At 31.7% G+C, this 14,028-nt stretch carries 11 protein-coding genes; all 11 read right to left on the bottom strand.

The window, feature by feature from the left end; all coding sequences use genetic code 11:
• Positions 1-307: 307 nt before the first annotated feature.
• Positions 308-1,732 (bottom strand): 23S rRNA (uracil(1939)-C(5))-methyltransferase RlmD, encoded by a 1,425-nt coding sequence (rlmD, locus tag ACQ3F0_RS15100; protein ID WP_428866154.1) that lies wholly within the window; start codon positions 1,730-1,732, stop codon positions 308-310.
• Positions 1,733-1,817: 85 nt separating this feature from the next.
• Positions 1,818-3,188, bottom strand: coding sequence for a VanW family protein (locus ACQ3F0_RS15095; RefSeq protein ID WP_428866153.1), 1,371 nt, complete (start codon positions 3,186-3,188; stop codon positions 1,818-1,820).
• Positions 3,189-3,351: 163 nt separating this feature from the next.
• The gene (locus ACQ3F0_RS15090; RefSeq protein ID WP_428866152.1) at positions 3,352-4,812 is read right to left on the bottom strand and encodes a leucyl aminopeptidase; all 1,461 of its coding nucleotides are present in this window, start codon (positions 4,810-4,812) and stop codon (positions 3,352-3,354) included.
• Positions 4,813-4,852: 40 nt separating this feature from the next.
• Positions 4,853-6,262 carry a dipeptidase PepV gene (gene pepV / locus ACQ3F0_RS15085; RefSeq protein WP_428866151.1) on the bottom strand — a complete coding sequence of 470 codons (1,410 nt, stop codon included), beginning with the start codon at positions 6,260-6,262 and terminating at the stop codon, positions 4,853-4,855.
• A 49-nt stretch (positions 6,263-6,311) separates the two neighbouring features.
• Complete coding sequence (locus tag ACQ3F0_RS15080; RefSeq protein ID WP_428866150.1) at positions 6,312-7,334, bottom strand: Gfo/Idh/MocA family protein; 1,023 nt, start codon at positions 7,332-7,334, stop codon at positions 6,312-6,314.
• Between the two features lie 36 nt (positions 7,335-7,370).
• Positions 7,371-8,531 carry a Gfo/Idh/MocA family protein gene (locus ACQ3F0_RS15075; RefSeq protein WP_428866149.1) on the bottom strand — a complete coding sequence of 387 codons (1,161 nt, stop codon included), beginning with the start codon at positions 8,529-8,531 and terminating at the stop codon, positions 7,371-7,373.
• Positions 8,532-8,564: 33 nt separating this feature from the next.
• Positions 8,565-9,422 carry a sugar phosphate isomerase/epimerase family protein gene (locus tag ACQ3F0_RS15070; protein WP_428866148.1) on the bottom strand — a complete coding sequence of 286 codons (858 nt, stop codon included), beginning with the start codon at positions 9,420-9,422 and terminating at the stop codon, positions 8,565-8,567.
• 28 nt (positions 9,423-9,450) lie between these two features.
• Complete coding sequence (locus ACQ3F0_RS15065) at positions 9,451-10,620, bottom strand: trans-sulfuration enzyme family protein (RefSeq protein ID WP_428866147.1); 1,170 nt, start codon at positions 10,618-10,620, stop codon at positions 9,451-9,453.
• Positions 10,621-10,757: 137 nt separating this feature from the next.
• Positions 10,758-11,615, bottom strand: coding sequence for a carbohydrate ABC transporter permease (locus tag ACQ3F0_RS15060; protein ID WP_428866146.1), 858 nt, complete (start codon positions 11,613-11,615; stop codon positions 10,758-10,760).
• Entirely contained in the window at positions 11,615-12,517 is a 903-nt protein-coding gene (locus ACQ3F0_RS15055; protein WP_428866145.1) for a carbohydrate ABC transporter permease, read from the bottom strand. The genes ACQ3F0_RS15060 and ACQ3F0_RS15055 overlap by 1 nt, the downstream gene beginning before the upstream one ends.
• A 90-nt stretch (positions 12,518-12,607) precedes the next feature.
• Complete coding sequence (locus tag ACQ3F0_RS15050; RefSeq protein WP_428866144.1) at positions 12,608-13,930, bottom strand: ABC transporter substrate-binding protein; 1,323 nt, start codon at positions 13,928-13,930, stop codon at positions 12,608-12,610.
• Positions 13,931-14,028: the final 98 nt, after the last annotated feature.

Here is a 14,028-nt window from a genome sequence, read left to right as displayed (position 1 = left end):
AAATATTTATCTATTTGCTTCACTATTATAATATATTTTAACTTGAACTTTATTTACTTATTTATATTATATCATTCTTATAATTCATATTCTATTAATTATAACCTTTTGAATAAATACTATATCCGTATGTTCATCAAAAGGACCTTAATAATATTTTCATATATCTTTATCCTTACCACAATATAATTTATCTATGCGTATAAGTACAACCCCCTAACCCAAAAACTCCCTCAAACCTAGTCTGAGGGAACCTAAAACACACATCAATATTCACTTAAAACCCTTCAAAGCCTTTGATATCAGGCTATTTCTTTACTATCTTCACCACACACTCCACGTGGCTTGTCATTGGAAACATGTCCACAGGCTGTACTTCTTCTACTTTATATCCATGCTTTGTCAAGAACTTAAGGTCTCTTGCTTGTGTTTCAGGATTACAAGAAATATAAATCACATTCTTTGGACTCAACTTCACCAAAGAAGACAGGAATTTTTCATCACTTCCACTTCTAGGAGGGTCCATAATAACTGTATCTATTTTCTGACCAGCTTCCGCCATTTTAACCATAAATTCACCAGCGTCTCCTTCATAGAAGCGTGCATTTTTTATGTCATTTATTTTAGCATTTTTAATTGCATCTTTTACTGCGTCTCTGTTAAGTTCTACTCCAATAACAGACTTGACTTTCTTGCTTAGAATTAGTCCGATAGTCCCAATTCCTGAGTAAGCATCCATTACCACTTCTCTACCTTTGAAATTTGCCATATCAATAGCTTTGTTATATAATTTTTCAGTTTGAATAGGGTTTATCTGATAAAAAGATTTTGGTGATATATTAAAAGTACATCCACACAATATATCTTTAATAGTTCCTTTACCAAATAGAACTTTTTCTCTATCTCCAAGGACCATACTAGTCTTTTTATTGTTTATATTCATTACAATTGTTGTAATCTCCGGATGTTTTTTTAATAGTGCCTTCACAAAGTTATTTTTTGATGGAAAAACATGCGTCCCTGTCACTAACACCACCATAACCTCATTAGTGGCAAAAGCAGTTTTGATAAGTACATGTCTTAAAAATCCTTGCCCCTTTATCTCATCATAAGGCTTCATCTTAAAAGATTTCATAAGTTTTCTAATAGACTCATTAATTTCATCCGCTTTAGGATTTTGAATTATACAGCGTTGAATTGGAATTACTTCATGGCTCTTTTCTTTATAAAACCCTGAGATAATCTCTCCCCTATTTCCATCAGCATAGGTTGAGTGCGCCTTATTTCTATAATTATAAGGATCTTCCATAGTAATAATTTGATTTACCTTCCCATATGTTTTCATAATCTCTTCAACAAATTTCTGCTTAAATTCTGATTGCCCATCATATGACATATGCTGCAGTTGACATCCTCCACATTCGTAAAAATATGGACATTTTGGCTTTACCCTAAAAGGAGAAGCATTCTTTATATGAAGTGCTTTTCCTGTGGTAGGTCTACCTTTTTTTGATAATTCCACTTTAGCTGTTTCACCTTTTAATAAATATGGAACTACCACCTTTTCTCTACCAATGTTTACAATACCTTTTCCTTCTTCATTCATGCTTATACATTTAACTTCTAAACCTTCTCTTTTAGAACCATTTTTCTTGTTTGCTTTATCCTTATTCTTGAGATTTTTCAATTTGTTTTTTGATCTATTCTTGAATTTTTGTTTACCGTTATTCATTATATCCATCCTTTGTTCTTGTAATAGTTTGGTTATATTTTATCTATACATTATAACACTCTAATGGTTAAGCTACAAAAGTAATTTAGTTTACCTTTGTACCAACTCGTTTAACTCCTTGAAAAGGCATAAAATAGTCAGAAGAAACTGTTTCTGTCAAAATTTTTACACCATTTTCATAAACAGTTCGGTATACATTTACTCTATATCCAATACGACCTTCTTTCTCAACTCTTTCTATCCCAACTGGCAGATAAGGGTCTTCAATAATTTTATATGTTGGTGGGTATGTTTTATAAACATCATTTACTACAGTTTCTATAGTTTTATTCAATTCATTATTTGAATATATTATAAAATTAGCAATGTTGTTTTTTGTGTATCCGTATATATATATTGGATATTCTTCGTTATTTCTAAATTTAATATCAAGGTTACCATAATCAACGGTAGCATCTTGACCAATTGGAACATAATTTGAAGGATAAGTGTGATGATGTCTTTCTATAATCTCTAACCCCGCTAATAGAGCTGCGTTATATAAAGTTGAAGATACCTGACAAATACCTCCACCTAACCCATCTACATATTTACCATTTAAAATAATATGCGCTCTTTTATATCCTTTTGCATCAGTTCTAGCACCAACAGTCTCATTAAAACTAAAAATTTCCTCTGGCATTAGAACTGTTCCATTAATAGCTTCAGTTGCAAGAACAATATTTGTTCCTCTATTATATGATGAATTTACAAAACTAGTTGCATATGATCCAACATTAGCATTTACTGTTCTTAGATCATCACCTGTAATTTCTGCATTTATTTCTTTAATAGGTGCAATCAGAGTTAAATTTTCTGCTTCACTTTGAATCTTTTCATTTATGTTGCTAATTAGTTTTTCACTAACTAATTTCACCCCTTTTATATCATCTTCCACTTTAAATCCACCATTTTTTTGATATTTTATTGTAGCATTAATAGCTTCCTTGTCAATATCCTTTTGCATTTTTGTAATAGTTTCTTTAATGGCTTCCTTATTATATGTAAAACTTAAATAGAATTCTTTATTTACACCTTTTTTTATTAATAAATATTTTTGAAAAAAGTTTAGTTCTCTGCAGTATTCATAGGCTTTGTCAACTATTTCTATAATATTATATTCAACATCTAGTTCTCTAAAACTAATAGAATACTTCTTTTCTAATGCTAAAATTTCTACTTCTTTTTCTAAAACTAAATTACCAAAAGTTCTATGTAGTTTTGATATAGTCTCTTCTCTTGTTTTACCTGTAAAGTCTATTCCTTCTATAATAATATTTGGCATCATCAATCCATCCCATTTTCTAACTTCACTATATATATATCCAATAATTAATGAGCTTATAAAAGCAATAGAAAGAACAGTAATAATTAAGTTCTTTTTTGGGTCAATCAATTTTTTCTTTTTTAACTCCATTACCATCTTCCTCTATTATTTCTATCCTTCATAAAATATTTATGAATCAACCCATACTTTTATATCATATTTTAAGGGTTGGCTTGAAAAAATATATTTTCTATAAATAAAAAAGCACCCTTTTAATGGATGCTTAAATAATATTTTGACGCCTTAAAAAATTCTACTGAATCACGTTTACTTCTTTTGCTAAATAATAAAGCGATCTTACAGCAATACCCGTCCCACCTTTTGATAAGATGCCAGCTTCTTTTGTTGACCAGATTGTCCCAGCAATGTCAATGTGAACCCATGGTAAATCACCATTGAACTCCCCGATAAATAGGCCTGCGGTAATTGTACCTGGATTTCCTGCTGCATTGGTTAAATCAGCCTCTTCATGCTTTATGAGGCTTTTATATTCATCAAAGATTGGCATTCTCCAAATTTGCTCACCACTTAAGGTAAAACTGTCATTCACGGCATTGAAGAAGGAATCATCATTACTAATAGCTACTGAAGCTGCATTCCCTGTACAATACAATGCGGCCCCTGTTAAAGTGGCAATGTCTAATACTTTATTAACCTTCTCTTTAGAAACGATATAATGCATGGCATCAATCAACGTTAAACGACCTTCTGCATCTGTATTTCCAATGAATATTGTCTTACCTCCCATAGAATTAATTATATCACCTGGCCTGTAACTATTTCCAGAAATCATGTTTTCGCATGCTGCTACAACAGCCGTTACATTATGCTTAAGCTTACCGTCTGCAATAGCACACATTGCGCCAATAACTGCAGCCGCACCACCCATATCATCCTTCATATTTACCATGCCTGATTTTGACTTGATACATAATCCACCTGAATCGTAGGTCAATCCCTTTCCCACATAACCTAGAATCTCGTCGCTATCTGGATTCCCCTTGTAGCGCATAATTATAAATTGTGGTTCAATAGAGGAAGCTTTTGCAACTGCTAAATACGCTTCCATACCCAATTTTTGAATTCCTTCAAGCCCTAAAACTTCAACTTCAAATCCCTTTTCTTTACCCAATTCACGTACTCTTTGTGCAAGAGATACGGGATGCATAACATTTGCTGGCTGGTTAACTAAGTCTCTGGCGATAAGATTAGCTGATGCAATAATCTTGGCTTCATTAATTATTCCTTCAAATGCCTCTTGTTGGTCCACTACTAAATCTACCCTAATTTCATTAACTTCTTTTTTCTCTGACAAATAGTCATCAAATTTGTAATCCGCCATTAGCATCGCCTCAACAGTTGCTTTTACTAATGTGCTATCCACGTGAAGGTTTCCATTATTAAATATAATTGCCAAGTTCACAACCTTTTGTTTCTTTATCATTCGATAACTATCTGCAAGGGTATTTATTAGCTTTCTATAACTAATTTTCCCCCGCTTTCCTAGTCCAACAAGTACAACCTCTACTAGTTTTCCTCGTTGTTGTAATGTCATTTTATATAAACTTCCCGCTTTGCCTTCAAAACGTTTTGATTCTTCTAATTGCTCTAATGGCAATGTAATTCCTTCTAGATATAATTCCTCCTCATACATTGGAAAAATTAAACCTTCATAATTTGCAATTGTTAATTCATTAATTAAAGAAATTTTCATATATTCCCCTTCTCTTTTTTTATTAGCTTTGGATCTTTGATTAATCAGCATTCATTGTTAACTCATATATTGATTGAGCAAATATATTAGTACACTTTATTAAATTATCAATTTCTATATACTCATCCTTCTGATGTGCACAATCCGGTTCTCCTGGAAATTGTGCTCCAAAAGCAACTGCATTACTCATAGCTCTTGCATAAGTACCACCAGCTATAACTTTTGGTTTAGCTTCACTATCCTTTGTTACTTTTTTATAGGCTTTCATTAATTTTTGAATAAGGACATGTTCTTCATCCATGTATATTGGTTTCATATCATTCTTTACAATAACTTCAATATCAGCTTTATCCAATTCCTTTCTCATATTGTCAATAACTTTTTCTGCTTTTATAGTAATTGGATATCTAACATTTAAAATTATTTCTGCTAAATCTTTGTTAAAATTAATAATTCCTATATTCAGCTTCAATTTCCCAGATATGTCATCTTCAAATCCACATCCAATGGACTGTCCATTATACTCCATGCCTATTTTACTATTATATGTAGCTATAAATTCTTGTAAATCAGAAGAGGCTATATCCAACTCTTCCAACAACATCATCATTTGTGAAATGGCATTCTTCCCTTTTTCTGGAGAACCACCATGAGCAGAAATCCCGTTTGAAATAATTTTCATTTCATCAGAATCTTCCTCTAATAATATTTCACCTTTTTGAGAACTATTAAATTCATCAACAATCTTCTTTATTTTTTCTTTTTCTATTTCATAAACATCTAGTATTGCAGTACAAATCCCCGGTACCATATTAGCCGCTGACCCACCACTTATACTTTTAATTCTAATATTATTCTTAGTAGTATTTTTGAATTTTTTCATTAATTTAATTTCCAAGATTCCCATTTCTCCCTGAATTACAGGAAATTCAGCATCCGGAGAGAATGCTAGATTTGGAGTTTCTTTTTTGCTTAAGTAATATTTAATATCCTCAGAACTTGTTTCTTCACTTGTACCTAATATCAATCTTATTCTTTTATTAATTTCTAATCCAGAATCCATAACAGCTTTCATAGCATATAATGCTGCAATTGCTGGTCCCTTATCATCACTTGTACCTCTGCCGTAGATTTTGTTTTCGTATATTTCCGCTCCATATGGAGGATACGTCCATCCTTCTCCTTCTGGAACTACATCTAAATGTGCTAATATTCCAATAATCTCTTTACCTTGTCCAAATTCTATATGTCCAGCATAATTATCAACATTCTCAGTAATAAATCCGAGATCATTCCCTAAATCCAAAACATATTTTAAAGCATTATATGGGCCTTCTCCAAATGGATAACCATCTTTAGATTCTTCACTAACGCTTTTTATTCTAACTAGTTCCTGTACAGATTTAATTATCTCGCGTCTATACTTTTCAATAATTCCGTGAAACTCCATTTCTCTACCTCCGGATAATTTTATAGAATCATATCAATTTAACCTTACCTTAAAATGCTATCGGTACATAATTACCCTCAGAGGAGGATTTATAAATTGCTTCTATTAGTTTTAATGATTTTACTCCTTCTTCTGCGTTAATATAACCTGTAAAATCATCTTCGATAATACACTGATAAAATTTTCGTATAAGTGTACCGTGGCTTTTTCCCCAATAACCCTTATATTTATTTGAAATATTATTTTCTCTAGTTATATATTCTTTTTTACCATTATAGTCCATCACTAACTGTTCTTCATTGATTCTAAGTATCCCTTTTTCACAGTGTATCTCAATATCAACGGATGAATTTCTGGTAAAACTATTAGTAGCAAAAAATATTCCTACTGCTCCACTTTCAAATTGTAATGTGACATCAGCAGTATCTTCTACTTCAATAACATTCTTCAGCAAACGAGTATCTACATTCCCTTTCAAACTTTTTACTGGTCCTGCAATGTATTGCATAAAATCCAAGGTATGAATAGCTTGATTAATTAGTACGCCTCCACCTTCTGTTTTCCACTTTCCACGCCATAAACTATTTGTATAGTACTCTTCATTTCTATACCAAGTTACTAATCCTTTAATTCCTTTGATGGCACCTAATCTCCCCTCATCTATAATTTCCTTTGATTTGAGATAAGTGCTGTTATATCGATTTTGGAAACAAACTGATAGTTTTCTGTTATTTTCTTTCGCTACCTTGTCCATTTCCTCAGCTTCTGATACATTAATAGCTACTGGTTTTTCTACAAGTACGTGCTTACCTGCTTTCATTGCGTCAATGGCCATAGTAGCATGAAGGTAATGAGGCGTACAAATATGAACCACCTGTACCCCTTCATCTTTAAGCATTTCCTTATAGTCAGTATAAAATTTACAATTATAGATTTCTGATGCTTCCTTTGCTCTTTTCTCATTTATATCTACTACTGCAATTATTTGAGAATGCTGATTCATTTGCAGTGAATCAGCATGTGACTTATATATAGAACCACAGCCTATAATAGCAGATCCTAACTTTTCCATACTACCTTACCCCTTCAATATATAAATTTCACCTTTTTAAAAAGTACCATTCACATCTATAGTTTTACTTTCACTAACTTCCTTTTTGAAAGTAGAATTCTTTATTTTTTCTTGAAGCAATTCATAATATAATTCTTCGTCTAAAGGTAACTCAACCCAATCATCTGTCCATGCTGAAAGATGCATTGCATTAGAGATTGTAAGCCCATTTATACCTTCTTCTCCAGGAGCTAATAATTTAGTCTTTTTTAGAATTGCATCTACCCAGTTTCTCAAAATACCTACATGTTGTGTATTTTCTCCTGTTACTGGAATCTCACATTTCCAAAATTCAGGTTGACCAAATCCACCTGTATATTCCGCATTAAATTTTCTTTCTGGAACACGATTACGCCAAAAAGTCAGTTTATCATCTTCAATTACTATTTTTCCATTATCACCTGTTACTTCAAAACGGTTAGTTCCTGGAGCATCAGCTGTAGATGTTATAAAAACACCCGTAGCTCCATTTTCATATTCTACATATGCAGTTACATCATCTTCTACTTCAATATTGTGATATTTACCAAACCCACAAAATGCTCTTACACGTTTTGGCATACCACAAGTCCACTGCCATAAATCAAGTTGGTGAGGATCTTGGTTAAGCAATACTCCACCACCTTCTCCTGCCCAGCTAGCTCTCCATCCACCAGAATTATAATAACTTTGTGGACGATACCAGTTTGTAATTATCCAGTTAGTTCTTCTTATCTCACCAAGTTCTCCACTATCAACAAGATCTTTTAATTTTTGATATAATGGATTAGTACGTTGATTATACATAATACCAAATACTTTATCACTTTTTTCAGCAATTTCATTCATTTCTCTAACTTGCTTAGTATAAACACCAGCTGGCTTTTCAATTAATACATGATAATCATTTTCAAAAGCTTTTATAGCTAAGGTCGAATGATCATAATGAGGAGTTGCAACAAATACAGCATCCATATATTTTGAAGCAAAAAATTCATCAGTATTATCAAACAATTCGACTTTTTCGCCAAATTTTTCTTTTGCCCATTCTAATCTTTCAGAATTATAATCACATATAGCAGTTAATTCTGCACCAGGCACTTCACCCTTCATTATGTTTTGTACATGAACTGTACCCATATTACCAATACCAATTATTCCAATTCGTACTTTATTCATAATTCCCCTCCAGTATATATAACACACTCTATTCTATTCAGTAATTTCAGTAATCATTCTTTTCAAAGCACCTACTGCTATTTCAAAGCATTTAACTCCATCTTCTTTCGACTCGTGTGTTTCCTTACCAATCTCTAGACCACCTAATCCTTGAAACTCAGTAAGATGAGGCTCTAGTGATAAAAACCCTTTATACCCTCTATTATAGAGTGTAGTTAAAACTTCTTTTACCTTTCCATCTCCATCTCCTGCAGGAACTACATTTCCATCGCTATAGAGTGCATCTTTAATATGAATATAATCAATATAATCTTTTAAAAGTTCATAAGCTTCTGGAAATACTTTTTCATTACATTGCACAAAGTTTGCAGGGTCAAATGTTGCCCTTACATATTCACAATTCATTGTTTGTAGTACATCAAGACATCTTTCAGCAGTATCTCCATAAATATCTTTTTCATTTTCGTGTAAAAGTATTAACCCTGAACCTTCAGCAACTTTTATGAATTGCTTCCATCTATACATAACTTCATCTCTATACTTTACGGGATCTTCTCCCTCTGGTATAAAAAAACTAAACATTCTAATATATTTTGTTTCCATTATTTTAGCAATTTCTATAGTATGCTTAAAAAGTTCTAAATGAGGTTGAAAATCATCAGTGATATAGATTTTACCAACAGGTGACCCTATAGCTGAAATTTTAAACCCTCTTTCATCTAATCTCTTTTTTATTTTATTTACTTCCTCTAGCGAGTATTCACATATACCCTTGCCATCAACTCCTCTAATCTCAATATATGAAATATTATGTTCTTTTAAAACATTCATTTGATTTTCTAGCTCCACATCAATCTCGTCTGCAAAAGCCGATAGAATAAATTCACTCATTTTTAATTTCCTCCTCATATGTTAGTGTTTAACCATTTATAGCATTATCAAGATCATTTATTAATTGTTCTGCATCTTCTAACCCCACTGAAATTCTAATAAGTCCTGGATCTATATCAAATTTTTTGAATTTATCAGTACTATGCCCATGATTTACTGGTAATATAAGACTTTCATAGCCTCCCCAACTACATGCTATCTTGAATAATTTACATGCTTCTGCTACTTTTTTTACATCCTCATATCTTTTTGATTTCATTTCAAAACTTAAAAGTCCAGAGTAACCTTTCAATTGTTTTTTACCTAATTCATAGTATGGACTTGATTTTAGTCCAGGATAATTTACCTTTGAAACATTTTTGTTCTTTTCAAGATACTCAGCTACCTTCATGGCATTTTCTTGATGTTGTTTCATTCTTAAAGGAAGTGTTCTAAGTCCTCTAAGTAAAAGCCATGCTTCAATTGGTGCAGGACTAGCGCCTTGAAGTTGAAATTCGTTGTAAAACATTTTATCTATTATATCTTTTGCAGCTATTGCAACACCTGCAACTACATCCCCGTGTCCCCCAATGTACTTAGAGCATGAGTGAACAGATATATCTATTCCCATATCAAGTGGTTTTTGAAATATAGGAGTTGCCCATGTATTATCAACTATTGTTCTTATCCCTTTTGATTTTGCAAAATCTGCTATTTCTTTTAAATCTACCATCTTAAAAGTTGTAGTTCCCGGACTTTCAATATAAATAACTTTTGTATTAGATTTCACTGCTGCTTCAATTTTATCTATACTCGCATTAATTAAAATATCATGTTCTATACCATATTTTTTTAAATACTCTGCATATTTAAGTGCTGAGCCATAAATATTGTTTACAAATAATATATGGTCCCCTTGTGCTGTAAAAGTATTTATTGATGCTGTTATAGCTGCCATTCCTGAACTAAAGCATTTGGCTGCCTCACCATGTTCAAGAGCAGCTAATTTCTTTTCAAAGATTTCAACTGTTGGATTTGCTCCTCTTGTGTAAGTATACTTTTCTCTTTCATTTTGAAATGATCTGCATATTTCATCATAGTCTTCATATATAAATATAGAATTCTGAAATATTGGTGGAACTACTGCACCATAAAACCTATCATAATCGTCCCCAAGATGTGTGCAAATATTTTTTTCTTCCTCGAACTTATGTGTCATAACCAGCTTCTCCTTTACCATTTCCCTTTTTTATTAATATTTGTATTTATTTTACATTTCAATGTGTAGTCATACCCAAAATTATTTTTAATTGTTACTTCACTCTTTAAGTAACAATCTTTTCATCTTGATATAATTTAACCTTTTAATCCTGATGTACTTATTCCCTCAACGAAATACTTTTGTGCTGAAAAGAATAATATCACAGGTGGAATAATTGATAGAACTGACATTGCCATAATTTGATTCCACTGAGCTTGTTCACCTAAATCAAGCATCATTCTTAATGCCAAAGATAATGGATATTTACTTACACTATTGATATATATTAGTGGATTAAAGAAATCACTCCATGCCCATATAAATTGGAACAACATAGCTGAAAAAATTGCTGGTTTACATAAAGGTAATAGTATCTTAGTTAATATTTGGAATGAATTACAACCATCAATTATAGCAGCTTCATCTAGTTCTTTAGGTACACCTCTAAAAAATTGAACCATCATAAAGATAAAAAATGCATTTGTAGCAAATAATGCTGGTACAATAAAAGGCAAATAACTATCTAACCAACCAAATCTACTAAATAAAAGATACCTGGGAATAATAACAACCGAATTCGGTAACATCAAACCCGCCAACATAACAGTAAAGAAAAATTTCTTTAAAGGAAATTTAAATCTTGCAAAACCATATCCAACAACTGTAGATGAAAGAACTGTAGCAACTGTTAAAGGAATAACCAGTTTAAAAGTATTCATAAAGAAAGTAGAATAACCAAACTGCCCTACACCCTTCCATCCTTCAATATATGAATCGGTAACAAGTTTTTTAGGAATAAGGCTCAGTGATTTAAATATTTCCTGATTATTTTTAAAAGAAGATGAAACCAACCACAACAATGGATAAATCATAACTATTCCTAATACAGCTAAAAAAATAAATACAAGTAACTTTACTACTGATTTCTTTTGTTCTTTTTTTAATACTGCCATTAGAAATCACCTCCGTCTTCATAGTATGCCCAGTGTGATGATGATTTTAATAATCCCCCTGTAACTACAATTATAATAAGAAATAACACCCATGATTGTGCTGAAGCATAACCCATTTTAAAATCTACAAATGCATTATTATATAACATCATTCCATAAAGATATGTAGATTTCATAGGTCCACCATTTGTAATAACAAAGGCTCCTGTAAATTCCTGAAAAGCACTTATTGTCTGCATAACCATATTAAACAATAAAATAGGTGTTATCATTGGTAATGTAATAACAAAGAATTGCTTTATTTTTGAAGCACCGTCAATAGCTGCTGCCTCATATAAATTCTGTGGAATCTGCTTTAAACCTGCTAAAAACAACACCATGGATGATCCAAACTGCCATACACTTAATAAACCTATTGTATACAATGAAATCTTAGGGTCTCCAAGCCATCCAACTGGCGGAATGTTAAAAATCCCCAAAACTTGATTCATTAACCCATCATGCATAAATAGAAATCTCCACATTACTGCTACTGCAATACTTCCACCTAAAATAGATGGCAAATAATACACTGTTCTAAAGAAATTAATACTCTTTAACTTCATATTTAAAAGCATTGCAATAAAAAGAGCAAATACTAATTTCATAGGGACTGCCATAAGTACATAATAAAAAGTTACTTTTAAACTTCCCCAAAACTCTGTATCCTTAGTAAACATCTTTATATAATTCGAAAGACCAATAAACTTAAAATCTCCCATTAACGCTAAATCGGTAAAGGAATAAATAAGGGATGATATAAAAGGATATAATTGAAAAACAAGAAACCCTATAATAAAAGGACTAATATATAACAGTCCTTCATAATCTTTAAAACGTCTTTTTTTAATCTTAAACTGCATTATAAAACGACTCCCTCTTATATTTAGTAAGATATAGAGCACTATTATTATAAATAGTACTCTATATGTTTAGTTCTTTAATCTTTATTACTATTTACTCTTTATTTCTTGCAATTTATCATCTAACGCCTTTAGCATCTGATTAGCCGTTTCTTGTGCTGAAAGTTCACCGTATCCAAATTTTTCAATATGCTCAATTTTTATTTTGGATAACTCTTTGTTTAATTCCGCTTCATTTTGACTCTTACCAGGATATTTTGTAGCTATATCGATAGCTTTTGAAATTATAGGATTAATAGCCTCCGCCTCTAAAAGAACTTTTCGTCCATTCTCTGTAGAATGAACACCTCTTACGTCACCAAGTATTTTAATTGCTTCCTCGTCATTCAACATCCAGTTAATGAATTTTGCTGCTTCTTCTTTATTTGCACCTTTATCATTAACGGCAAATATATTAGTAGCATTTATACTTACTCCACTTGATTCTGCTCCATCCATCATAGGAACTCTTACTACATCAACTTCAAAATTACTAGATAAAGCAGGAATTACTGATGCAACCTGTGCAAACATTCCCATTTCTCCATTTAACCACTTAGGATATTGCTCAGTCTTATCTTGGAATAATGCGCTCTGTTCAAAAGGAACAATAACATTGTTATCAAATAATTTCTGGATATATTCAAAAACTTCAGTAAGTTCTTCTTCATTTACTCCAAGAGTAAAATCTCCTTTTAAAATTTCTTTACCTTGCTGCTCTAAATACATATCAATTAAATTAGTTACAGAATTAGGGAATTCATTTAAAAGGTATTGATTAGGATCAGCTTCATTTACCTTCTTACCTACTTCTATTAATTTATCCCAATTCCAGTTTTCAACATCTTCAGAAATATTATTTTTCTTAAAGAATTCTTTATTATAAATCATTGATACCGCGTTTAATCCTGTAGGTAATCCTTGTAATTCACCATCAACTGAAATTGCATCTAAACTTGCTTGACTGAATCCACTCAAATCAATAATATCTTTCATTTCATTAGGATCTGTAAAAAATTTACCTTGACGTCTTAAATCGTAAAGCCAATTGTAATTTATTTGTATAACATCTGGAGCTGTTTTACCAGCTAATTGTGTGACAAGCTTTTGATAATATCCATCCCAACCACTGTATTCTGCAACGATTTTAACGTTAGGATTTTTTTCCATGTATGCATCTATTGCTGCTAAAGTAGCTTCGTGTCTAGCTTCTCCTCCCCACCATGAAAATCTCAGTTCAACTGTTTCTCCTTTACCGGAATCCTTTTCATTTCCACCAGCATTATTCCCTTGCTTATTACCGCATGCTGATGCCATTACTGTGATAATACAAATCATGCAAATTACACTAATGATTCTTTTGAATTTTCCCATTCTACTACCCCCTAATATTATTTAGTATTTAGGTTAGGTTCTTAACCTAAAACCTTTACACTAAAATTATAGTATTTTTGAATGTCTATATGTAGGAT

Source organism: Clostridium sediminicola, assembly GCF_050402865.1.
GTDB classification, from domain to species: Bacteria; Bacillota; Clostridia; order Clostridiales; family Clostridiaceae; genus Clostridium_AF; species Clostridium_AF sediminicola.
This window is presented reverse-complemented; position numbering and strand designations above follow the sequence as displayed.